Here is a 23,333-nt window from a genome sequence, read left to right as displayed (position 1 = left end):
TCGATCAGAGGAGAATGATCATGAACCAGATCTTGCGCCTGACTACGGCTCTGGCCTTCGGCGTCTTGACTGCACTGCCGGCTGCAGCCGTCGAACTGAAAATCGGTTTGCAGGACGATGCGGACGTGCTCGACCCGGCACAGTCGCGAAGCTTTGTCGGCCGTATTGTTTATACTGCCATGTGCGACAAGCTCGTTGACGTCTCTCCGGACCTGAAGATCATTCCGCAGCTGGCAACCGACTGGGCATGGTCAGAAGGCGGCAAGGTGCTGACCATGAAACTGCGTGAAGGCGTGAAGTTTCATGACGACACCCCGCTGGATGCGGCGGCCGTCGTGACCACGATTGAACGTAACCTGACGATGGCGGAATCGCGCCGCAAGAGCGAGCTTGCTTCTGTCGAGAAAGTTGAGGCCGCAGGTCCGCTCGAAGTCAAGTTCACGCTGAAGCAGCCGGATGCGACGCTCCTGGCGCAGTTGTCCGACCGCGCAGGCATGATTGTCTCGCCGAAGGCTGCGAAGGAATTGGGCGCCAATTTTGGATCCAAGCCGGTCTGCGCCGGACCTTTCAAATTCGTGGAGCGGGTGCAGCAGGATCGCATCGTTCTGGAGAAGTTCAAGGACTACTGGAACAAGGACAATGTCTTCATCGACAAGGTGACCTACACGCCCATTCCGGATTCCACGGTGCGGCTGGCCAATCTACAGTCCGGCGATCTGGATTTCATCGAGCGTTTGGCGCCCACGGATGCGGCTGCCGTCAAGGGTGATTCCAAGCTCACCTATGCGGATGTCGTCAACATCGGCAACATGTCGATCTACGTGAACGTTGGGAACGGCGCGCGTGCCAACAACCCGATGGGCAAGGACAAGCGCCTGCGTCAGGCGTTTTCGCTGGCCATGGATCGTGAAGCGCTGATGCAGATCGTATTCGAAGGCACGGCTGTTGCGGGCAACCAGCCGTTCCCGCCAAGCAGTGCCTGGTTCAACAAGGCCGTTCCTGTTCCGCAGCGCGACGTTGCAAAGGCAAGGGCCTTGATCAAGGAAGCAGGCTTTGACCGTGTACCCGTCGAGATCCAGATCCCGAACAATCCGGTCGTTCAGCAGACGATGCAGATCATCCAGTCCATGGTGGCGGAAGCCGGGTTTGACGTGACCTTGAAGTCGACCGAATTCGCGACGCTGCTGGATGAACAGACGCGGGGCAACTACCAGCTCAGCCGTTCCGACTGGTCGGGCCGCGTCGATCCGGATGGCAACATCCACCAGTTCGTCACCTGCAAGGGTGGCCTTAACGACACGAAGTACTGCAATGCGGAAGTCGACAAGTTGTTGAACGAAGCGCGTGCCTCGACCGACGAGAAGGTACGCAAGCAGAAGTATGATGCTGCAGCCGTCATCCTGAACGACGAGCAGCCAATGATCTACCTCGGTCACCAGTCCTGGATCTGGGCCATGAAGAAGAATGTCACCGGTTTCACCCCCTCGCCGGATGGCATGATTCGTCTTGTTGGCCTGAAGAAGGGCAGCTGAGGTAAGCAGGCGCCGCGGAGTTCAGCCTGCGGCGCCACTTTTCAATCCGCGTGGTTGTGCCTTCGGCCAGCCATCGAGCCCCATAGGGATGGTGCAAATGCCCGTCTATATTGGAAAGCGTCTGCTGGTCGCCATCCCGACCTTGCTGATCATCTCCATTTTCGTTTTCTCGCTTCAAAAGCTGCTTCCCGGTGATCCCATCATGGCCATGGCCGGTGAGGAGCGTGATCCAGCGGTGCTTGAGCAGCTTCGGGAGAAGTATCACCTCAACGACCCGATCCCCCTGCAATATGTTCGCTGGCTCGGTGGCGTTGCCCAGGGTGATCTCGGCGTTTCGCTGCGCACCAACCAGCCGGTCCTGGAACTGATTGGGCAGAAGCTGCCCGTCACGATCCAGCTCGCCATCATGTCGATGTTCTTCGCCGTCATCATCGGCGTGCCGATGGGCATATTGGCTGCGGTGAAAAAGAATACGATTCTCGATTACATCGCCAATCTAGTGGCCCTATCGGGGTTGTCCGTTCCCAACTTCTGGCTGGGCATCATGTTGATCCTGCTGATTTCGGTCAACCTCGGCTGGCTTCCAGCCTCCGGGTTCGAATCCATTTTCGTGGATCCGGTGCGATCGATCCAGACGATGCTGATGCCATCCTTCGTGCTTGGGACCGGGCTCGCGGCAACGCTGATGCGCCATACCCGTTCCGCAATGCTAGGTGTTTTGTCGTCTGATTACATTCGTACTGCCCGTGCCAAAGGCCTTTCGCCACGCGAAGTGATCCTGTCCCATAGCTTCCGCAATGCTTTGCTTCCGGTTGTCACGCTGAGCGCACTGCTTTTCGGTGAGCTGCTGGCCGGAGCTGTTTTGACGGAGCAGATTTTCACGATTCCGGGATTTGGAAAGCTGATTGTCGATGCCGTCTTCAACCGGGACTACGCTGTTGTGCAGGGCGTCGTCATGTGCACGGCTGTGGGTTTCATCGTCATGAATCTCGCCGCTGACATCCTCTACGTGCTGCTGAATCCAAGACTGAGGGCAACGCTATGAGCGCCGTCTCGCAGACCGCTGTTCCTGCCAAACGCGAAAGCAGCCGTGCCTGGCGCAAGCTGAAGGCCAACCGCAGCTCCGTTGCTGGCTTCATCATCATTATCTTCTTCGTGGCTTTGGCTGCCCTGGCACCGGTTTTGCCAATTCCGGATCCCGTCGCAACCAGTTGGTCGGCCATCCGCAAGGCACCATCCGCTGCTCATTGGCTTGGCACGGATGATCTGGGCCGTGATATTCTTTCTCGCATGATCTGGGGCGCGCAGGCGTCACTCATGGCCGGGGTGTTTTCCGTCGCCATCGCAGTGGTAATCGGAGTGCCGTTCGGAATTCTCGCTGGTTATTTTGGCGGTTGGGTAGATCTCATCATATCGCGCATCACAGAAGCCTTGCTTGCCATGCCGTTTCTCATAATGGCGATTGCGCTTGCAGCCTTTCTCGGCCCAAGCCTTACCAATGCAATGATTGCCATTGGCCTGAGCGCAATGCCGATCTTCGTCCGGCTGACGCGTGGGCAGGTTCTGGCTGTGAAGCAGGAAGATTTCGTCGAGGGCGCACGGTCAGTGGGCCTCGGCCATCTCGATATCATGCTGCGTTACATTTTGCCGAATGTCACAGCACCGATCATCGTGCAGGCCACCTTGACGGTCGCGACGGCGATCATTGCCGAAGCCTCGCTCTCCTTCCTGGGGCTCGGTCAGCAGCCGCCTGCCGCCAGCTGGGGCTCCATGCTGAACGTTGCGAAGAACTTCCTGACACAAGCCCCTTGGATGGCCATGTGGCCGGGCATCGCAATCTTCCTCGTCGTCATCGGTTTCAATCTCCTGGGTGATGGTCTGCGCGATGCGCTGGACCCCCGCGAAAATTAAGTCTGAAAGGCATTGTTGATGAGTGACTTCACGACGCGTCCTGAAATTCTCGGCACTTTCGGTGTCGTGACCTCGACCCACTGGATTGCTTCCGCCGTCGGCATGAGCATTCTGGAAAAGGGCGGAAACGCATTCGACGCAGCCGTTGCCACCGCCTTCGTGCTTCAGGTGGTAGAGCCGCATCTGTGTGGTCCGGGCGGCGATATGCCGGCGATCATTTATTCGAAGAAGACCGACAAGGTTGAAGTGATTTGTGCGCAAGGGCCCGCACCTGCCGCTGCCACGATTGAACACTACACCGCTGAAGGTTTGAAACTCATTCCAGGCGATGGCCTGCTGGCAACCGTCATTCCGGGCGCGTTCGATGGCTGGATGCTCATGCTGCGCGATTATGGCAGCATGTCCGTTCGCGAGGTGCTCGAGCCTGCGATCTATTACGCAGAACATGGGCATCCCGTGCTGCCGCGTGTTTCGGCAACCATCAAGGGATTGGCGGACTTCTTTGCGAAGGAATGGCCAACCTCGTTCGAGACCTGGCTGCCGGGTGGATCTGCACCGGAGCCGCATTCCAACTTCCGCAATCCGGTTCTCGCCGAAACCTGGAAGCGCATCATTTCGGAATCCGAGGCTGCCGCCGGTAGCCGCGAGGACAAGGTTCAGGCCGCGCGTGATGCCTTCTATCGCGGGTTCGTGGCCGAATCGATCGACCGCTACCTGCAGACGGCAGAGGTGATGGATGCGAGCGGCCAGCGCCATAAGGCGGTGCTGACAGCTGACGATATGGCGGGATATTCGGCAACGATCGAAGCGCCGCAGACCTTCGACTATAATGATTGGACCGTTGCCAAGACGCCCGCATGGGGGCAGGGGCCAGTCTTGCTCCAGTCCCTTGCCTTGCTGAAGGGATTTGATCTTCAGTCGATGGACCCAACCGGTCCAGACTTCGTGCACTACGTGGTGGAAGCAATGAAGCTCGCTTACGCCGATCGCGAAGTCTATTACGGCGATCCGGAATTCGGCCAGATACCGACCGAGTTTCTTCTGTCAGAAAGCTATAACACTGAGCGACGTAAGCTCATTTCTGACACGGCTTCCATGGAACTGAGGCCCGGTCTTGTTCCCGGCTACGAGAACCAGCGCGATGCGACAATGGCCATGCTGGCGGAATTTTCCGGCAAGGGCGCGGTTTACGAGCCGACCATGGCGCATTTGTCTGAGAAGAAGGGCGATACCGTCCATATCGATGTCATTGATCGCTGGGGCAATATGGTCTCGACCACGCCTTCCGGTGGATGGCTGCAATCTTCGCCGGTCGTGCCCGGCCTCGGCTTCCCGCTGAACTCGCGCGCACAGATGTTCTGGCTGAAAGATGGCCTGCCGACATCGCTGGCGCCCGGCAAGCGCCCCCGCACCACATTGACGCCCTCACTCGCGCTCTATCAGGGCAAGCCGACGCTCGCCTTCGGAACCCCGGGTGGCGACCAGCAGGATCAGTGGCAATTGCCCTTCTTCCTGCGTTACGCGCATCACGGCAAAAACCTTCAGGCCGCAATCGATGCGCCGCTGTTCCATACGACCCATTTTCCGGGCTCGTTCTATCCGCGAACATCGGAGCCGGGGCACATCATGGTGGAAGCAGGCTTCGGGGAGGCGACGATTGCTGAGCTTCGCCGTCGCGGCCATCAGGTGACTGTGGCCGAGAACTGGACGGTCGGTCGTTTGACGGCTGCGCGCCGTGACGCGGATGGCCTGCTGCGAGCGGCAGCGACACCGCGATTGATGCAAGCTTATGCTGTGGGGCGTTGACCATGACCTATTCTATCGTTGCAAGGGATCCTGAGACCGGACATCTGGGCATCGCTGTTGCCAGCCGATTCTTCGCCGTTGGTTGCGCCGTGCCCTACATTCGGGGCGGCATTGGCGCTGTGGCAACGCAGGCCTTCGTCAGCCCGCTTTACGGCACCGACGGCCTGAAAATGCTGGGCGAGGGCAAGTCTCCCGATGAGATCATTCGGCTCGTGACGGAGCGCGATGACGGCGCAGAGCAGCGCCAGATGCACCTGATCGACGCATCGGGCCGGAACGCAGCGTTCACCGGTTCCAAATGCATAGATTGGGCAGGCCATCTAGTTGAGAACAATGTCTCTGTGGCTGGAAACATGCTGGTAGGCCCTCAAGTCATCGAAGAGACGCTGCGAGCTTACCAGGAAAGTTCGAATTTGCCCTTCGCGGAAAGGCTGCTTGCCGCGATGGAAGCGGGCGAGGCGGCAGGCGGCGACAAGCGTGGCAAGCAATCCGCTGCTCTCGTCATCTACCGCGATCAGGATTATGCCTGGTTGAACATTCGCGCCGATGATCATGGCGACCCCCTTGCCGAATTGCGCAGGCTTTATGCTGTCGCGCAGGAACGATACATCCATGTGGCGGAGACGATGCCGACGCGCAGCAACCCGCATGGGATGATTGATCGTACCGTCATCGACCAGAAGATCGCCGCCCTTGAAGCAGAACGCGCCGCTGCTGGCCGCGCATCTGCATCCTTTTCTACACCGTGGATGCCCAAATGACCGCAGAACCCATTCTTTCGGTTCGCAACCTGACAACTGCATTTCGTGTCGATAGCGAGTGGAAGCCTGTCGTTCGGAATGTGTCCTTTGATATCAGGCCCGGCGAGACACTGGCTATCGTCGGCGAATCCGGTTCGGGCAAGAGCGTCACATCGCTCTCTATCATGCGGCTTCTGGCAAAGGACGCGAGCCGCATTGAAGGTCAGGTGATGCTCAACGGACGGGATCTGTTGAGCCTGTCCGAAAAAGAGATGCGAGCAGTCCGTGGCAATGAAGTCTCCATGATCTTTCAGGAGCCGATGACATCGCTGAACCCGATCTTCACGATCGGACGGCAGATCTCGGAGGTGCTGACGCGCCACAAGGGAATGTCAGCCACTGACGCCCGTGCCGAGACCATCCGCATGCTGGAAAAGGTGCGCATTCCGAATGCCGCTTCCCGCTTCGACGAGTACCCGCACCAGTTTTCCGGTGGTATGCGTCAGCGAGTGATGATTGCCATGGCATTGGCCTCACGGCCGAAACTGCTCATCGCCGATGAACCAACGACGGCACTTGATGTCACGATACAGGGGCAGATCCTGGACCTCATCAAGACGCTGCAGGAGGAAGAGGGCATGTCTGTTCTCTTCATCACGCACGATATGGGTGTGGTTGCTGAGATTGCTGACCGCACCGTTGTGATGTTCCGCGGCGATGCGGTGGAAAGCGGCGCGACCGAGCAGATCTTTCATCGGGGGCAGCATCCCTATACCCGCGCTCTTCTTTCTGCGGTGCCGAGACTAGGTTCGATGGAAGGGCAGGCGGTGCCGCTACGGTTCCCGATTGTCGATACGGTCACCGGTATCACGACTGAGCCGCAGCCAAGCAGGACGATGCTCGAACGGGATGCTCCGATCCTGAAGGTCGAGAACCTCGTAACCCGCTTTCCGGTCCGCTCAGGCCTGTTCAGTCGCCAAACCGGCTCGATCCATGCTGTCGAGAATGTTTCCTTCGACTTGAAGCAGGGTGAGACCTTGGCGCTTGTCGGTGAATCTGGCTGTGGCAAGTCGACCACAGGACGCTCGGTTATGCGGTTGATAGAACCGACCTCCGGTGACATTCAACTGGACGGTCAGAATGTACGGGAGCTTGGCTCGTCGCAATTACAGCGCATGCGCAAAAGCATCCAGATGATCTTTCAGGATCCGTTCTCAAGCCTCAATCCGCGCATGTCGGTTGGTCAGGCGATCGCTGAGCCATTTCTCAAGCATGGGATGGGTAATGCGGCTCAGGCGAAGCAGAAGACGGCAGATCTTCTCGAGCGAGTAGGCCTTTCAGCGTCCATGATGAACCGTTATCCCCATGAATTCTCTGGCGGACAGCGTCAGCGAATTGCCATCGCCCGTGCCCTTTCACTCGATCCGAAGGTGATCGTTGCAGACGAGTCCGTTTCTGCTCTGGACGTCTCGATCAAGGCGCAGGTCTGCAACCTGCTTCTGGATCTGCAGGAGCAACTTGACCTCGCCTTCCTGTTCATCAGCCACGATATGGCCGTCGTCGAACGGGTCAGCCACCGGGTCGCCGTCATGTATCTCGGCGAAATCGTTGAGATCGGCCCACGCGCTGCCGTCTTTGAAAATCCGCAGCATCCGTACACGCGCAAACTTATGTCAGCGGTTCCCGTGCCGGATCCTTCGAGGCGTGGTATTCGGCGCGGTCTGATGGAGGACGAATTGAAGAGTCCGGTACGACCTATGGGCTATCAGCCGCCCAGACGGGAATATCGCGAAGTGTCCGCGGGCCACATCGTTCAGGTGGCGTGACGAGGGCGGTCAGATCAGGCGCAGGCCCTTGAAGCTCACATGGCCGTCCTTGCCGATGATAATGTGATCATGCACGGTGATCCCCAGCGGCTTTGCCGTCTGGATGATCGTGTTGGTCATGTCGATATCGGCCCGTGACGGTGTCGGATCGCCTGAGGGGTGATTGTGGACAAGGATGATGGCCGTGGCCGACAGTTCCAGCGCCCGACGCACCACTTCGCGAGGGTAGACGGGCGTGTGGTCCACCGTGCCTCGTCCCTGTATTTCGTCGGCTATCAATGTGTTGCGCTTGTCGAGGAACAGTATGCGGAACTGCTCTCGTGATTCGTAGGCCATCGCGGCATGGCAGTAATCAATAACGGAGGACCAGGAACCCAGCACCTGCTTGTCGCGCAACTCGCTTTTCAGGATCCGCTGACCCACAGAGGCGATGAGCTTCAGATCCAGCGCAACCGCTTCGCCCACACCCTTAACCTCTTGAAGAAGCTGGGCTGATGCGCCAAACACCCCAGCCAGATTGCCGAAGCGGTCAATCAGCGACTTGGCAATCGGCTTGGTGTCCCGTCGTGGTATCAACCGGAACAGCAGCAATTCAAGGATCTCGTAATCGGCAAGTGCGGTATCGCCATTCTCCCGATATCTGGCCCGCAGCCGTTCTCGATGACCATGATAGTGAGCCGACTTATCACCTTCCTTGCCAAATGGGGCAGAGCGTTTCAGACCGGCTGCCTTTGGTGCCTGTTCCGCGAAGAAGCTTCGCTCATCCACGAACAGATCGTTCGCTTCCTCTTCGGTTTCCGGGAAACCCTGTTGCGTGGATGGAGGCACGGAGGATTGCGTCATCGATTCCCTTTCACAGAGGCGGCAGCCCTGGACGATCCAACCCGCCAGGCGAGAGGGTAAAGATTTCGCAGCCTGTCGCAGTGACGCCGACTGCGTGTTCGTATTGTGCAGACAGTGAGCGATCGCGTGTCACCGCTGTCCAGCCGTCGGAAAGAACCTTCACATGCGGCTTGCCCAGGTTGATCATGGGCTCAATGGTGAAAATCATGCCTTCGCGCAATTCCGGACCTTCGTCCGCGCGACCATAATGAAGGATGTTCGGGCTGTCGTGAAACAGGCGACCCACCCCGTGGCCACAGAAATCGCGAACGACCGAGCAGCGTTCTGCCTCGGCGAATGTCTGGATCGCTTCGCCGATCGCTCCGGTTCGCACACCTGGCCTGACGACGGAAATCCCGCGCATCAGGCATTCGTAGGTCACTTCCATCAGGCGCTCGGCTGCGCGCTTCACCTGACCGACCGGATACATGCGGCTGGAATCGCCATGCCAGCCATCCACGATGTAGGTCACATCGATGTTGACGATATCACCCTCGCGCAGTGGCTTGTCTTCCGGCATGCCATGGCAGACGACGTGATTGATCGATGTACAGACGGAGTATTTGTAACCGCGATAATTCAGCGTTGCGGGCAGGGCGCCATGATCTGCTCCGAACTCGAAGACGAAGCGGTCGATTTCGTTCGTCGTGACGCCAGGCTTCACGATTGATGCCAGTTCATCAAGGCATCGCGCTGTCAGTTGACAAGCCTTGCGCATGCCGTCGAAGTCCGTTGCGGTGTCATACAGCCGAATTGCGCCCGTGTTCTTCTTTGGCGCTGATGCTGCGTCGATATAGGTAACCATGGATTCACTTTCGTCTCGCTCGCACCGGTTTTAATCAGGCTGCTCGCTTTCGTCTATCGGGATCAACCTTTCGGCAAAAATTCCTTGAGGGGAAATCGCGCAACTCACTGCATAGGCTTCGACTCCGTGACGCCGCGCCTCACGGAATGCAGCCCCATACTTCGGGTCCAGATCGTCGCAAATTCTGAGGCTCGCGCAATCGCTCCTTTGGATGACGTAAAGCATGACCCCGCGATGTCCGGATTGGACGACGGATACCAGCTCATTGAGGTGCTTGGCCCCGCGTTCCGTGACCGAATCGGGAAATTCAGCAAGTCCAGGTTTGCGCATGAAATGCACATTCTTGACCTCGATATAGGCGTCCGGCTTGCCTTCTTCCCGCAGCAAAAGGTCGATGCGGGAATTGATGCCGTAACGCTGCTCCCGCTTGAGGACTGGCGTGGCGGACAGTTCCGGGAACAACCCGCCAAGTACCGCTTCTTCTGCGATCCGGTTCGGCATTGCCGTGTTGATGCCAACAAGTGTGCCATCCGCGCGCACCAGCTCCAGCATGTGGCGGTATTTGCGGGTAGGGCTGTCGTGCAGAGACAACCAGATTTCCGAACCGGGCGTCGTCAGTCCGCGCATGGAGCCGGTATTAGGGCAGGAGCCTGTAATCACCTCACCATCGGCTAACTCCGCATCGAATAGAAAACGTTTGTAGCGGCGGATCAACCGCGCCGAGACGAGAGGCGTTGAAAACTTCATGTGCGAATGAGCTAGCTCCGCACCCTGACATAGGTGCCGGGCGCATCGCACAAGGGTTGAAGCTTGCTTCCGCCAGGAATACGGGCGGGCACGCGCTTGTCGCTTTGCTTCTCGATCCATTGCTGCCAGTGCGGCCACCAGGATCCAGCCGACTCCGTGGCCGTCTTCATCCAGTGATCCAGCGAACCTTCCACCGGTCCATTCGTCCAGTACTGGTACTTGTGCTTGGCCGGCGGGTTGACGACACCTGCAATATGGCCTGAGCCGCTCAGCACGAACGTCACGTCGCCGCCGAAGAACTGGCATCCCAGAAAAACGGAACGGGCCGGTGCAATGTGATCTTCCTTCGCGGCGAGGCTATAGACCGGGATTTTGACGTCTCCGAGCGTAATCTTCTTGCCGCCAAGTACCATTTCGCCCTTGCTCAACCTGTTCTCCAGATAGCAGTTCCGCAGATAGAAGGCGTGGTTGGCAGCAGTCATGCGCGTTGAATCGGAGTTCCAGTACAAAAGGTCGAAAGCTGTCGGCTCCTGCCCCTTCAGGTAGTTTGAAACGACATAGGGCCAGATCAATTCCGATGCGCGCAGCATGTTGAAGGCAGCCGCCATCTTCGACCCGGCAAGATAACCGGTCGTGTTCATCTGCTGTTCGAGTGCCTCGATCTGCTCGTTGTCCACGAAGACCTTCAACTCTCCGGCATGGGTGAAATCCACCTGTGTCGTGAAGAACGTGACTGAGCGAATGCGCCTGTTCCGGGCCTTGGCATGTTGCGCCAGCGCGGCGGCAAGCAGGGTCCCACCGACGCAATAGCCGATCGCATTTACTTCCTTCTCGCCGGTCGCATCCTCAATCGTCTTGAGCCCGAAATCGATTCCATCGCGGATATAATCTTCCCAGGCAAGTCGAGCGTGACGTTCTTCCGGGTTCACCCACGATACGACGAAAACCGTATGGCCCTGATCGACGCACCACTTGATGAAGCTCTTCTCCGCGCCAAGGTCGAGGATGTAAAACTTGTTGATCCACGGCGGTACGATCAGCAGTGGCCGCTTCAGAACGGTTTCCGTCGATGCTTGATATTGGATGATCTCGCAGATCTCGCTGCGTGCGACGACCTTGCCGGGCGTGATGGCCACATTCTCGCCAAGCCGGAATTTGCTTTGATCCGTCTGGCGCAGGCGCAGTTCACCACGGCCTGCTGCCACATCTTCCGCGAGAATCCGCATGCCTTGGACGAGGTTCGCACCATTGCTGGCAACGGTCTGGCGAAACACCTCCGGATTGGTCAGGGCAAAGTTGGCGGGAGAGATCGCGGCGGTCAGTTGTTTGACGTAAAAAAGCGCCTTCTTCTGGGTGTGTTCATCCAGTCCGTCAGCGTTCTCCACAAGCTTTTCAGCCCAGGTCGCGGTGACTTGATAGATCTGTCGCATGAGCGAGAAGAACGGATTCTTGCGCCAGTCTTCGTCGGAAAATCGCTTGTCTTTCGGCAGGTCGTCCGGGTCTGCCGCTGCCTCGCCTGTCGCAATGCGCTGCAGCGTGTTCATCCAGATGCCCATATAGGATGACAGCAGGAGGGACTGCGCATCGAGCGTGCGCTGAGGCTCGGACATCCAGTATTCTATGACTTTCGAGAGCGTCTTGACCATTTCGGCGACCGGATCGATCGGGTCGATCACCTCGCCGCGTTCGCGCGGACCGATCCATTCTGTCGCCGCCTTGCCGAAATTTTCGACGGCGCGCGCCAGATTCAGCGCCATGGCCTGCGGGTCCTTGACGAGATAGGCCTCCATCGCCTTGGCATCGAACGCGGCGGATTCTCCCCCCGCACGGCTATAATGGCCGTCGCTCCCCATCGTGTCCTCGCTCCCCTTGTGAACCCATCAGGGTTCCAGCCTGCTTTTTGGTTTTTACATTGTGCCCGAAAACGAATACAAGTTCCAGCGATTGCGGCCCGGATGGGCTTAGCCAAAGGTGAAAGACAGGGTTGCAGAAATGGTTGTACAGGCGGGTTTGGTTCGTCATCTATCGATGCTGGTTTGCGTCGTGGCGATTCCCATGGGCCTTGCCGGTTGCAATAGTTTTGCGCTGGACGATGGTATCCCCAACACCTCACCTCCTGCTGTCGTCGTTGGCCCCCAGAACGCGCCGCGGCCTGCGTCGCTGACCCTGAAGTCGACCGGCACCTATCCAACCTTCGGCAAACCTTTGACGGCCGCCAACACCCAGATCGATGATCAGCAGTACACCTCTGCCGAAACACAATTGAGTTCGTTGGCCAAGGCCAAGGCACGCGGCGCGATATCCGAAGCGGAATATCAGCGCCGGGTCAATGCGTTGCGCAAGCTTTCAGAAGATCAGACCTCGAGCGCAACGGCGCCGGCCACCAATTAAAGCTTGCCTTTGGGCGTTTTTCGCATCAAAGCATCTTGCTGCCGGGATGCAAACTGCCTTGCGTCGCGGCGCTGTTTTTAACGCCTTGACGAGGTTCGCTATGGAAGAGTTCCATAAAGTCCGCAGACTGCCGCCCTACGTTTTCGAACAGGTAAACCGTTTGAAGGCGAGCGCGCGAGCGGCGGGCGCGGATATCGTTGACCTCGGCATGGGCAATCCCGATTTGCCGACGAACCAGTTCATCGTCGACAAGCTGATCGAAACCGTTCAAAGACCAGACACGCACGGCTACTCTTCTTCAAAGGGCATCCCCGGTCTGCGTCGCGCGCAGGCTGCCTATTACGCTCGCCGTTTCGGCGTAAAGCTGAACCCTGATACGCAGGTGGTTGCGACTCTCGGTTCCAAGGAAGGCTTTGCCAACATGGCGCAGGCCATCACGGCGCCTGGTGATGTCGTACTGTGCCCGAACCCATCTTATCCGATCCATGCATTCGGCTTCCTGATGGTCGGCGGCGTGATCCGCTCTATCCCGGTTGAACCCAATGAAGAATTCTTCCGTGCGCTTGAGCGTGCGGTTGCCCACTCGATTCCGAAGCCGATAGCGATGATTCTTTGCTATCCGTCGAACCCGACCGCGACCGTGGTCGAACTCGACTTCTACAAGGATGTCGTCGCCTTCGCGAAGAAGCATGGTGTGTTCGTCCTGTCCGATCTGGCCTACTCTGAAATTTATTTCGATGGGAAGCCAACGCCTTCGGTCCTGCAGGTTCCGGGTGCGATGGATGTAGCCGTGGAATTTACGTCCATGTCCAAGACCTTTTCCATGGCAGGCTGGCGCATGGGCTTTGCGGTCGGCAATGATCGTCTGATTTCCGCTCTGACACGCGTTAAATCCTATCTTGATTACGGTGCATTCACCCCGATCCAGGTTGCGGCGACGGCTGCGTTGAACGACCCGGATCTCGACCAGCACATTGACGAGGTTCGTCAAACCTACAAGCGTCGACGCGATGTCATGGTCGAAAGCTTCGGACGTGCTGGCTGGGATGTGCCGCCACCTGCGGCATCCATGTTTGCCTGGGTGCCGGTGCCGGAAAAGTTCCGTCATCTTGGCTCCCTTGAGTTCTCGAAACTGTTGATCGAGAAGGCCGACGTCGCAGTTGCTCCGGGCATCGGCTTCGGCGAGCATGGTGACGAATATGTCCGTATCGCTCTTGTCGAAAACGAACATCGCATTCGCCAGGCTGCCCGCAACATCAAGCGGTTCCTCGGAACCGCGGATGAGACATTGCACAATGTCATTTCGCTGAACGCGCACCGTTGATTTTAATCACAGAACTGGGCGGCGTTCTGCCGCCCGAGCCACATCAATAGGAAATCTGAATATGGCAGACGCCCTCAAAATCGGTATTGCGGGTCTGGGCACCGTTGGCGCTTCGCTTGCGCGCATTTTGACAACGCGCGCAAACGAGCTGGCAATAACGTGTGGGCGTGCCATCGAGATTACAGCTGTCACAGCGCGCGATCGTTCACGCGATCGTGGCGTCGACCTCTCTCGCGCGGAGTGGTTTGGCAGCCCCGAAGAAATGGCTCAGAAGGCGGATATCGACGTATTCGTTGAGCTTATGGGCGGCGCCGAGGGCGCGGCGGATCGATCCGTTCGTGCAGCTCTATCCCGCGGCCTGCATGTCGTGACCGCGAACAAGGCGCTGCTCGCGCGCTGCGGTGTGGAACTTGCCGCGATTGCAGAAGAAAAAGGTGTGCTGCTCAACTTCGAGGCAGCGGTCGCCGGTGGTATCCCCGTCATCAAGGCTTTGCGTGAATCCCTGACCGGAAACACGATTTCCCGTATCTACGGCATCATGAACGGCACCTGCAATTACATCCTGACACGGATGGAGAAGGAAGGCCTCTCGTTCGAGGCCTGCTTGAAGGAAGCTCAGCGACTTGGTTATGCGGAAGCCGATCCGACGTTCGATATTGAGGGCAACGATACGGCGCACAAGCTGGCGATCCTGACGACGCTGGCTTTCGGAACGCAGATCGCTGCCGATCAGATCTATCTCGAAGGTATCTCGAATATCTCGATCGAAGACATCCACGCCGCAGCCGATCTTGGCTATCGGATCAAACTGCTTGGCGTTGCACAGCGCACCGAGAGCGGTATCGAGCAGCGCGTGCATCCGACCATGGTGCCGCATGACTCGGTCATTGCCCAGGTGGACGGTGTGACAAACGCCGTAGCGATCGAATCCGATATCCTCGGCGAACTTCTTATGGTCGGTCCCGGCGCGGGCGGCAATGCGACTGCGTCCGCCGTGCTGGGCGATATCGCAGATATTGCTAAAAGCCGTCCCGGCGCGCAACGCGTGCCGGTTCTCGGAAAGCCTGCTGCATCTCTGGAAGCCTATCAGCAAGCTCAGATGCAGAGCCACGAGGGTGGTTACTTCATTCGTTTGACCGTTCTGGATCGTGCGGGTGTTTTCGCCAACGTGGCAACTCAGATGGCGCAGAACGGGATCTCACTGGAATCGATCGTACAGCGCGCGAACGGTGGTTCAGCCTCCGATGCAAAGACAATCATCCTCGTTACGCATGCCACAACGGAAGATTCGGTTCGCAAGGCAGTGGCTGGCATAAAGGGTGGGAATTATCTTTCGGGTGAGCCACAGGTGATCCGGATTGAGCGGCCGAAGCCGCTCTGATTTGGCTATCCTGTTAATCCGATAGCCATCAACTTTAAACAGGTTTACACTCCCTCACAGGTTCACCAGTGAGGGAGGCGCTTGTGATGTCCAAGGTAATCTCGTTTCGAAGACAGCATGGCAGCGATGAGTCCGATCTCTCATCCGTCCGTGTCAGTGCTTTTGATAGCCTGACGGGTAGATCTGGCGCGACTGACGGGTCTGATGGAAAGGTCGATCACCATTGGGGCGTGGCTCTTGCATTGGCAACCTGGCCAATCTGCCTGGGCGCCGGTGCGGTTTTGATGGCCCTTGATTGACGTGTGCAGGTGAGTTTGAAAGAGAATCACCTGCACAAACAATGTTTAAATGCTGTAGAAGCGGTCTGACTTCAACAAAGTTTCGGGCCGATGTTAGAACCTGCAGATCCAGTTTCCCGCGCATTTCTAGGCGTTGAACAATCCGCCACTGGCAATCGTTGGGTCTCGCGCCTTGATCAGGCGGCACAGAACCGCGCGTTGGCTATTGCGCAGCTCCACGGCATTCCCGAGCTGATCGCGCGCGTGCTCGCCGGCCGGGGTGTGCAACCGGACGAAGCTCCGGCGTTCCTCGACCCAACGATTCGCCGCCTGATGCCGGAGCCTTACAGTCTGGCGGATTGCGAGAAGGCGGCAAATCGCATTGCTGACGCCGTCGAGCGTCGTCAGAGGGTCGCAATCTTCGGCGACTATGATGTGGACGGCGCAGCGTCCTCCGCTTTGTTGTCGCGCTTTCTCCATCACTTCGGGATCCACGACCATATCTATATTCCTGATCGAATCTTCGAAGGGTACGGACCGAATCCAACCGCCATACGGCAATTGATTGCCGACGGGGCGGATCTGATCGTTACGGTGGATTGCGGCTCGACGAGCCACGACGCTCTGGCCGCTGCTGCCGAAGAGCACTGCGACGTAGTCGTCATCGACCACCATCAGATGGGCCCGCAACTGCCTCCCTGTCTGGCACTGGTCAATCCGAATCGTAACGATGATTTGTCGGGGCAGGGGCATCTCTGCGCGGCCGGTGTCGTTTTCATCGTGCTTGTCGCAACTGCGCGGATCTTGCGTGAACGAGGCCATGAGCAAGCAAAGACGCTGGACCTGCTCGGATTTCTGGATCTCGTCGCGCTTGCGACAGTCTGCGATGTGGTTCCGCTCAAGGGATTGAACCGCGCCTACGTCGTCAAAGGCTTGCTTACCGCTCGCCACATGGGCAATGCGGGCCTGGCGGCGTTGTTTCGCAAGGCTGGGCTCGGGGGGCCTGTCACGCCCTACCATCTCGGATTTCTGATCGGTCCCAGAATCAATGCGGGCGGTCGAATCGGGGATGCCGCATTGGGGAGCAGGCTGCTGACATTGAATGACAGTGCCGAGGCTGAGGATATCGCTGCGCAGCTTGACGAGCTCAACCGTGAACGGCAAGCCATGGAAGCCGAAATGTTGCTGGAGGCCGAGGCCGAGGTGATTGCGGAATACGGGACAGGCGAAAACGCCGCCGTCATCGTCACCGCTCGCCAGAACTGGCATCCGGGAATCGTCGGTCTTCTCGCAGCCCGTTTGAAGGAGAAGTTCAAGCGTCCTGCATTCGCCATCGCGTTTGACGCATCCGGGCGCGGCTCTGGATCTGGACGGTCCATTCCGGGGTTCGACCTGGGGAAAATGGTGCGCGGCGCTGTAGAGGAAGGTCTGCTGGTCAAGGGCGGCGGTCACGCCATGGCGGCGGGGCTGACGGTCCAGCAGGAGAATCTCGGCAAACTGCGCGCTTATTTCGAAGCCATCGCAGAGAATGTCGTGCCGTCATTGGTGGCAAATCATGTCCTGAAAATCGATGGAGCGCTTGCTGCTTCGGGAGCCACGCTTGCGCTGATTGATCAACTGGAGCAGGCCGGGCCTTTCGGATCAGGGCACAGCCAGCCGATCTTTGCCATTCCCGCCCATCGCATCGTCGATTCCCGCCAAATTGGAACATCGCATGTGAAGGTGTCTCTTCAGGCAATGGACGGTTCGCGGCTTGAAGGCATCGCATTTCGGTCTGCGGATACGCCACTCGGGCAGCTCTTGCTGGCTTCCCGCGGCAGCCAGTTGCATGTAGCGGGTAGCCTGAGTGCCGATCAATGGCAGGGTAGCCGCCGCGTTCAACTGCGCATCATCGATGCTGCGAAGGCGACCTGATCGGCAAACATTTGTCATAGATAAGGTGAAGAGGGTGGCACGCCCTAGGGGAATCGAACCCCTCTTTCCAGAATGAAAATCTGGCGTCCTAACCGATAGACGAAGGGCGCGTGCTGTGGCGCCCTTATATGGACGAGGCGTTTGATGCGCAAGTGGAAAATGAGTGAGAAGAGCAATAAAATCCACAAAAATCCGGATAGAAATCGCATGCGGAAACGACATCGTTAAAGATGAATGCCACCGACGTAACTATCTGAACTAAGGGACTTTTTTGAAGTAAGTGGCACGCCCTAGGGGAATCGAACCCCTCTTTCCAGAATGAAAATCTGGCGTCCTAACCGATAGACGAAGGGCGCGTGCTGTGGGGGCCGTTATAGCCACGATTTCGAACTTCGCAAGAGGAAAAATCCGGTCCACCGAGAGTTTTTCACAGGACGAAATCGGGACATCAGATTCAGCAAATTGAATGGGTACTAACCCCGCTCGGGATGCGCTGAAGCTCGATCAAAATCAATGCTTCTGAACGAAATGTCGCGCTCGAACGATTTGGGAAGGCTGTATTGTCTGTCTATAGTATGGGAGGTGATGGCACGCCCTAGGGGAATCGAACCCCTCTTTCCAGAATGAAAATCTGGCGTCCTAACCGATAGACGAAGGGCGCGTGCTGTGGCGCCCTTATATGGGTGCGTTGCAGGAAGCGCAAGTGCCTTTTTCACAAAACTGACAAAAAATACGACCGTAACTGAATGGGGTAAAACGCAATGATATCAGGGATTAACCTGAAGGTGTGCGGTTCTACCAAAGGCCGTTCTTGTCTGGGGTTCCTGAGCCCGGTATTGGCTGAGCGACCCCGCTGTTGCGTGCGCTGAACACGCTGCCGGCCATGGGGTTGATGTTTTTGACAGGGGCATAAGCCGGAACGCCCTGAGCTTCGGCAACCTTCGCATTTGCAATTGCGAAGATGCTGTTTTGTCCAGCTTGCACCGCAGTTGGCTGCTGAATGACATTGGCCAGGCTGTTCTGTGGTGCTTGCGCTGGGGGCTGTTGGGTCGACAATTCAGCCTGTTTCGGCGCTGGGGTTTGCGGCAGAGCCGCCCGCGTTGAGCTGGGCTTTGCGCTTGCCTGTTTCGCCGGTGGCGGCTGCTTGGAAACGAGTGGATCAGTATAGGCGGCACTTTTTGTCGGCGATGCCAGGGAGGAGGCAGGTGTGTGGGGTAGTCCACGTGTCTCTGGTTCCGCAGAGGCGACTGCCTGTTCGGTTGGTGCCTTCGCCATCAGGCTCGTGCAGCTGTTCAGCATCGAGCAAGCCAGCAAGGCCCCGCCGATGACGAAACCGCGTCGAACGCCGGGTGTGAATGATGTGTCTGACTTTGACATGTGCGACTATCGACCCTGTCTGTTGTTCGGATCGATCTTGCATGCGCAATCCTGCGTGAGGCTTGGCGGGCGCAGCGGTATGCGGCGCCCGCCAATCGAGGCTGTAGGATACCCTCCGACGTTTACCAGCTCCCGGTATTCTGCATCGAGACCCAAGGTTCGGCGGGTGCGAGCGCGGGACCCTTTTGAAGCAACTCGAAGGAGATCCCGTCGGGCGACTTCACGAACGCCATGTTTCCGTCGCGCGGCGGCCTGTTGATGGTGATGCCTTGGTCCATTAGCTGCTGGCAGAATTCGTAGATATTGTCGACTTCGTAGGCCAGATGGCCAAAATTCCGTCCGCCCTGATAATCTTCCGTATCCCAGTTATAGGTCAGTTCAAGTAGAGGAGCTTTTACGGAGGTGCCAGACTCAACGTCTTCCGGTGCAGCAAGGAAGATCAGCGTAAAGCGTCCTTTTTCATTTTCGATTCGTCTGACTTCCGTGAGGCCGAAGATTCGAGTGTAGAAATCAAGTGACGCATCGAGGTCCTTGATGCGGACCATGGTGTGCAGATAGCGCATGGATCGCCTAGCCTTTCAGTCTTAATGTGCATGGATGGAAATTTCCTGTCACGATATGGGCGCTGGACAGCTTCAGACAAGGCGATTTCGCGATAAAAGGCCGGGAAAATGAAGAAGTGAGGACTTGCGCTGGACGAACCGCTCAATGTTAACTTATCTTCTAAGAATCAGTTAACCGTGACTCCGTAGACGCGTAAACCAGGGGCTGACAGAATGGCGGATAGAATGTCATCGAAAGGCATTGCCAGTTTCGAGGATCTGGCAGTAGATCCGGTTGAACTGATCGAAATCACCGGCGTCGTGAAATGGTTCGATGTTGCCAAAGGTTTTGGTTTCATCATACCGGATAATGGAATGCAGGACGTGCTGTTGCATGTGACATGCCTGCGTCGGGATGGTTTCCAGACCATCCTGGAAGGAACGCGGATCGTAGCGTTGATCCAGAAGCGTGATCGAGGCTACCAGGCGTTTCGGATCCTTTCCATGGATCAGTCGACCGCAGTCCATCCGTCACAACTTCCACCTATTCGCACGCACGTTCAGGTCACGCCGACCAGCGGGCTGGAGCGTGCACTGGTGAAGTGGTTCAATCGTACCAAGGGCTTTGGCTTCCTGACGCGCGGTGAGGGCACGGAAGATATATTTATCCACATGGAGACCCTTCGGCGATTTGGGCTCACCGAGCTGCGTCCGGGACAGGTTGTTCTGGTCCGATACGGAGATGGTGACAAAGGTCTCATGGCTGCTGAAGTTCATCCGGACGGTCCCTCCATCGTATCGCGGGCACATTGATGTTTGAATACGTATTGAAGTTTACGAGCGCCTTATTGGCGCTCTTTCTGTTTTCGGTGATGCCTTCCTCGGCGCAAGTGAAGTTCCCAACCGAGCAGCTGACGATTCAAACGGCGTCAGGCCCCCAGGTCTTTACAGTTGAGATTGCAGTCGACGGGGCCCAGCGACAGCAAGGCTTGATGTTCCGCGAAAAGATGGCTGCCGATGCAGGCATGTTGTTCGACTTCGGCTCCTCGAGAGAGGTCGCAATGTGGATGAAGAATACGCTCATCCCCCTGGATATGCTGTTCATTGACGACAAAGGAATCGTCCGGAAGATCCATGAGGGAGCCAAACCACATGATGAGACTCCGTTGTCGTCGGGCGGTCCTGTCAAGTATGTGCTGGAATTGAATGGCGGAGCGGTGAGGGCGCGGAACATCGCGGTTGGTAACAAGGTTCTCAGTCCGCAAATTGGAAAAGCGAGATAAGTAAGCCGATTTGCATCGAAGCGCTCGGCGCCAGTTCATGCCAGTTTTGGCGCCTTGCTTATGTTGCGGATGGCAATCTGAAAATGCCGTTGTGAATTTGAGAGAGAAAGTGAAATTTGCTGTTGCGGACACGGGGTGAAGCGTGTATCTCGCACACATCGGCGGAACGGAGTGTAGCGCAGTCTGGTAGCGCATCTGGTTTGGGACCAGAGGGTCGGGAGTTCGAATCTCTCCACTCCGACCACCGTCTTAAAGCGACGGTTAAGCTTCCTCCAGTAGATGCGGGATCAAGCCATCTTATGGTGGACGGAACCTGCAGCTGGATTTAGAATTTCCACGTATTGTGAAGAATCAATGCGTGAAAGGGAGCTTCGAAGATATGACCGCCAAGATCTTTCGTCCTGCAAAAACGGCAATGCAATCTGGCAAGGCGAAGACTCATCTTTGGGTTCTTGAATTCGATCAGGAAGAGCCACGCAGCATCGACCCGATCCTTGGCTACACCTCATCCTCAGACATGCAGCAACAGGTTCGCTTGACATTCGAATCGATGGAGCAGGCTGTCTCCTACGCAGAGCGTAACGGTATTGAGTATCGCGTGTTGCCGCCGAAAGAGGCGACGCGGCAGATCGTGTCCTATTCCGACAACTTTCGTTTCAACCGGATCCAGCCCTGGACGCACTGACTTGCGCAGGGCCGTGGCCCCTTAGCTCAACTGGATAGAGCAACTGCCTTCTAAGCAGTAGGTCGCAGGTTCGAGTCCTGCAGGGGTCGCCAGTATTTTCCATAACTTAATTGACGTGTCGTTTGATATGAGATCTCCATCGAAGGATTGAGAAGTTCATTCCGCGCTGGGAATTGATGCCATATCGCAAACCATTGAAAAGCCCGCTTGCGCATCGCAGGCGGGCATTTTTGTTGAACATTGCAGCGATAAACGGGGATTTTTTCCGGTTCCTCCGTTATCAAGCTTCCTCGTTTAGCGGCAGACTTTGGTGACCTTGGTCACGCGTTCGCCGTGGCGCATGGTCGTCACCTTCTTGGTCATGCAGTCGTGTGATCTACGCTCTTCACGAACCATTCGGGCATGTGGACCTCGGTGAGCGCGGTCCCAACCGCGGTGCATACCGGGGCCGTCATATGTCCGGATCGTCACGCTATCGGCATAGGAAGCAGCGGGCATAGCGATAACGGAAGAGAGTGTAAGTGCCGCGGCGAGGATCAGTTTATTCATGGGTTTCGTCTCCGGTTCTGATGCCAGCCTAACGCCGCATAGATCTTTCAGTTCCGGATAATGTCTCGGTTTTGGTGTCAGGTGTCGGGCATCCGGGATGCCGACGAATGAGTGGCTTCGTGCGACGCGTGTCTTTTGGCTGAGACCTGAAGCTCCACGAGACTTGCTTTTGACGGCCCAAGAGCCGTCAAAATCGTATTGCTGTTTGATGTAAATCAAGCAGAGTTGGAAAAGTTATTAAATTCCGTCGCGCCAGCGAAAATAGGCAATGCTGCCAGCACCCAGGGCCGCGGCCAGAACCAAGCCGGAAATGATCATACTATTCTCCTCCAAGAATGATCGAAAAAACGCCGCGCTCCTCAACGCGGCGATGTGTCACAGCAACACAATGCCGCTGCTTTGACAACCCTTGGATGATCGATTGGTTCAGAAACCTAGATTTTGTGGGTATTTGCGGTCGCGAAGTTTTATCCTCGGCGCGAAGGTCCGGCTGTGAACCAGAAGGTGACTGGAATTTTTCGGATCTCAGGCGTATGGCCACGGGCAGCCCTATGAAGCGGCTCTACGTCGGGCAGGGACGATTCAGGAGAAGCCAGTGTCGATTGCCGAGATCTCATTGTTCAGCGCCTTGCTCGCCGGGGCGCTGTCGTTTCTGTCGCCCTGCGTGCTTCCGCTCGTTCCGCCCTATCTTTGCTATATGGCAGGGATTTCCGTTGAGCAGTTCCGCAATGGCACCCAGACCCAGGCGGTTGAAGCGCGCCGTTCTGTTCTCATTACCGCGCTGTTCTTCACTCTGGGTTTCGGCAGCGTGTTCGTAGCTCTAGGGGCGGGCGCTTCATCTATTGGCATGGTGTTGAGACAACACCTGGATCTTTTGTCCAAGATTGGTGGCCTGATCATCATCGTAATGGGCCTTAACTTTCTAGGCGTGTTTCGAATCGGCCTGCTTGCGCGCGAGGCGCGTTTCCAGTCAGGCGGGCAGCCGGCCACGCTTTCGGGTGCGTACATCATGGGCCTGGCATTCGCGTTTGGCTGGACACCCTGCATCGGTCCCGTGTTGGGCGCGATCCTTGGTGTTGCGGCCTCTCGCGAAACCGTGTCAGACGGAGCCCTTCTGCTTGCCGTTTATTCCCTTGGTCTGGCGGTGCCGTTCTGGATTGCAGCTGCATTTTCCGGCGCGTTCATGCGTTTTCTCGCGCGCTTCCGCCGTCATCTGGGAATGGTCGAAAAAGTTATGGGCGCTCTGCTGGTTGTGACTGGCGTGGCATTTATGCTCGGCTTCATTAGCGATATTGCAATTTGGTTTCAGCAAAGCTTCCCAATCCTCATGAAGATCGGATAGACCGGTCACGCATACTCA

22 protein-coding genes and 5 tRNA genes are annotated in these 23,333 nt (G+C 57.2%); 17 read left to right on the top strand and 10 right to left on the bottom strand.

The window, feature by feature from the left end; translation table 11 throughout:
- Positions 1-20 precede the first annotated feature (20 nt).
- From G6N80_RS19140 to G6N80_RS19115, 6 genes are all read left to right on the top strand, one after another.
- A complete protein-coding gene (locus tag G6N80_RS19140; protein ID WP_165136098.1) occupies positions 21-1,532 on the top strand; it encodes an ABC transporter substrate-binding protein in 1,512 nt (503 codons plus the stop codon).
- A gap of 97 nt (positions 1,533-1,629) precedes the next feature.
- Positions 1,630-2,577: an ABC transporter permease gene (locus G6N80_RS19135; RefSeq protein ID WP_062554615.1), complete on the top strand. Its 948-nt coding sequence runs from the start codon at positions 1,630-1,632 to the stop codon at positions 2,575-2,577.
- Positions 2,574-3,443 carry an ABC transporter permease gene (locus G6N80_RS19130; protein ID WP_062554614.1) on the top strand — a complete coding sequence of 290 codons (870 nt, stop codon included), beginning with the start codon at positions 2,574-2,576 and terminating at the stop codon, positions 3,441-3,443. The genes G6N80_RS19135 and G6N80_RS19130 overlap by 4 nt, the downstream gene beginning before the upstream one ends.
- Before the next feature lie 18 nt (positions 3,444-3,461).
- A complete protein-coding gene (locus G6N80_RS19125) occupies positions 3,462-5,249 on the top strand; it encodes a gamma-glutamyltransferase family protein (protein WP_062554613.1) in 1,788 nt (595 codons plus the stop codon).
- A gap of 2 nt (positions 5,250-5,251) precedes the next feature.
- Positions 5,252-6,010 (top strand): DUF1028 domain-containing protein, encoded by a 759-nt coding sequence (locus tag G6N80_RS19120; protein ID WP_165136095.1) that lies wholly within the window; start codon positions 5,252-5,254, stop codon positions 6,008-6,010.
- Positions 6,007-7,815, top strand: a complete 1,809-nt coding sequence (locus tag G6N80_RS19115; RefSeq protein WP_165136092.1) for an ABC transporter ATP-binding protein — start codon at positions 6,007-6,009, stop codon at positions 7,813-7,815. The genes G6N80_RS19120 and G6N80_RS19115 overlap by 4 nt, the downstream gene beginning before the upstream one ends.
- Positions 7,816-7,824: 9 nt before the next feature.
- Here the strand turns inward: G6N80_RS19115 and radC are convergent, their stop codons facing one another.
- The 4 genes from radC to G6N80_RS19095 are packed head-to-tail and all read right to left on the bottom strand — an operon-like array spanning position 7,825 to position 12,102.
- Positions 7,825-8,658 (bottom strand): RadC family protein, encoded by an 834-nt coding sequence (radC, locus tag G6N80_RS19110; RefSeq protein ID WP_165136089.1) that lies wholly within the window; start codon positions 8,656-8,658, stop codon positions 7,825-7,827.
- A 10-nt stretch (positions 8,659-8,668) separates the two neighbouring features.
- Positions 8,669-9,502, bottom strand: a complete 834-nt coding sequence (map, locus tag G6N80_RS19105; protein ID WP_165136086.1) for a type I methionyl aminopeptidase — start codon at positions 9,500-9,502, stop codon at positions 8,669-8,671.
- 30 nt (positions 9,503-9,532) lie between these two features.
- Positions 9,533-10,249: a DNA/RNA nuclease SfsA gene (gene sfsA, locus G6N80_RS19100; protein WP_165136084.1), complete on the bottom strand. Its 717-nt coding sequence runs from the start codon at positions 10,247-10,249 to the stop codon at positions 9,533-9,535.
- A gap of 11 nt (positions 10,250-10,260) precedes the next feature.
- Positions 10,261-12,102, bottom strand: a complete 1,842-nt coding sequence (locus tag G6N80_RS19095; RefSeq protein ID WP_165136082.1) for a PHA/PHB synthase family protein — start codon at positions 12,100-12,102, stop codon at positions 10,261-10,263.
- Between the two features lie 139 nt (positions 12,103-12,241).
- Between G6N80_RS19095 and G6N80_RS19090 the strand changes: the two genes are divergently transcribed.
- The 5 genes from G6N80_RS19090 (at position 12,242) to recJ (ending at position 17,537) form a co-directional block, all read left to right on the top strand.
- Positions 12,242-12,640: an SHOCT domain-containing protein gene (locus G6N80_RS19090; RefSeq protein WP_062554606.1), complete on the top strand. Its 399-nt coding sequence runs from the start codon at positions 12,242-12,244 to the stop codon at positions 12,638-12,640.
- Between the two features lie 100 nt (positions 12,641-12,740).
- Positions 12,741-13,964 carry an LL-diaminopimelate aminotransferase gene (locus G6N80_RS19085; protein ID WP_062554605.1) on the top strand — a complete coding sequence of 408 codons (1,224 nt, stop codon included), beginning with the start codon at positions 12,741-12,743 and terminating at the stop codon, positions 13,962-13,964.
- 61 nt (positions 13,965-14,025) lie between these two features.
- The gene (locus G6N80_RS19080; RefSeq protein ID WP_165136080.1) at positions 14,026-15,345 is read left to right on the top strand and encodes a homoserine dehydrogenase; all 1,320 of its coding nucleotides are present in this window, start codon (positions 14,026-14,028) and stop codon (positions 15,343-15,345) included.
- 86 nt (positions 15,346-15,431) lie between these two features.
- Positions 15,432-15,644, top strand: coding sequence for a hypothetical protein (locus G6N80_RS19075; protein WP_165136078.1), 213 nt, complete (start codon positions 15,432-15,434; stop codon positions 15,642-15,644).
- 90 nt (positions 15,645-15,734) lie between these two features.
- Positions 15,735-17,537, top strand: coding sequence for a single-stranded-DNA-specific exonuclease RecJ (gene recJ, locus G6N80_RS19070; RefSeq protein ID WP_062554602.1), 1,803 nt, complete (start codon positions 15,735-15,737; stop codon positions 17,535-17,537).
- Between the two features lie 35 nt (positions 17,538-17,572).
- On the opposite strand, the gene G6N80_RS19065 is transcribed toward recJ, so the two are convergent.
- The 5 genes from G6N80_RS19065 to gloA form a co-directional block, all read right to left on the bottom strand.
- Positions 17,573-17,647: transfer RNA gene (locus G6N80_RS19065), tRNA-Glu, on the bottom strand.
- Between the two features lie 171 nt (positions 17,648-17,818).
- Positions 17,819-17,893 (bottom strand) — tRNA-Glu (locus G6N80_RS19060).
- A 230-nt stretch (positions 17,894-18,123) separates the two neighbouring features.
- A tRNA-Glu gene (locus tag G6N80_RS19055) sits at positions 18,124-18,198 on the bottom strand.
- A 134-nt stretch (positions 18,199-18,332) separates the two neighbouring features.
- Complete coding sequence (locus tag G6N80_RS19050; protein WP_062554601.1) at positions 18,333-18,914, bottom strand: hypothetical protein; 582 nt, start codon at positions 18,912-18,914, stop codon at positions 18,333-18,335.
- Between the two features lie 122 nt (positions 18,915-19,036).
- Positions 19,037-19,477, bottom strand: a complete 441-nt coding sequence (gloA, locus tag G6N80_RS19045; protein WP_165136076.1) for a lactoylglutathione lyase — start codon at positions 19,475-19,477, stop codon at positions 19,037-19,039.
- A gap of 213 nt (positions 19,478-19,690) precedes the next feature.
- On the opposite strand from gloA, the gene G6N80_RS19040 reads away from it, so the two are divergent.
- The 5 genes from G6N80_RS19040 (at position 19,691) to G6N80_RS19020 (ending at position 21,516) form a co-directional block, all read left to right on the top strand.
- Complete coding sequence (locus G6N80_RS19040) at positions 19,691-20,269, top strand: cold-shock protein (RefSeq protein WP_062554599.1); 579 nt, start codon at positions 19,691-19,693, stop codon at positions 20,267-20,269.
- Positions 20,269-20,739 (top strand): DUF192 domain-containing protein, encoded by a 471-nt coding sequence (locus G6N80_RS19035; RefSeq protein WP_165136074.1) that lies wholly within the window; start codon positions 20,269-20,271, stop codon positions 20,737-20,739. The genes G6N80_RS19040 and G6N80_RS19035 overlap by 1 nt, the downstream gene beginning before the upstream one ends.
- A 167-nt stretch (positions 20,740-20,906) precedes the next feature.
- Positions 20,907-20,983, top strand: a tRNA-Pro gene (locus tag G6N80_RS19030).
- Between the two features lie 135 nt (positions 20,984-21,118).
- Positions 21,119-21,424: an ETC complex I subunit gene (locus G6N80_RS19025; protein ID WP_062554809.1), complete on the top strand. Its 306-nt coding sequence runs from the start codon at positions 21,119-21,121 to the stop codon at positions 21,422-21,424.
- Positions 21,425-21,439: 15 nt separating this feature from the next.
- Positions 21,440-21,516: transfer RNA gene (locus G6N80_RS19020), tRNA-Arg, on the top strand.
- A gap of 202 nt (positions 21,517-21,718) precedes the next feature.
- Here the strand turns inward: G6N80_RS19020 and G6N80_RS19015 are convergent.
- Positions 21,719-21,973: a hypothetical protein gene (locus G6N80_RS19015; protein ID WP_062554547.1), complete on the bottom strand. Its 255-nt coding sequence runs from the start codon at positions 21,971-21,973 to the stop codon at positions 21,719-21,721.
- A 595-nt stretch (positions 21,974-22,568) separates the two neighbouring features.
- Between G6N80_RS19015 and G6N80_RS19010 the strand changes: the two genes are divergently transcribed.
- On the top strand, positions 22,569-23,315 hold the full coding sequence (locus G6N80_RS19010; protein WP_165136072.1) for a cytochrome c biogenesis CcdA family protein: 747 nt from the start codon (positions 22,569-22,571) through the stop codon (positions 23,313-23,315).
- Positions 23,316-23,333 lie beyond the last annotated feature (18 nt).

Origin of the sequence: Rhizobium rhizoryzae, assembly GCF_011046895.1 — a bacterium.
Classification (GTDB): Bacteria; Pseudomonadota; Alphaproteobacteria; order Rhizobiales; family Rhizobiaceae; genus Neorhizobium; species Neorhizobium rhizoryzae.
This window is presented reverse-complemented; position numbering and strand designations above follow the sequence as displayed.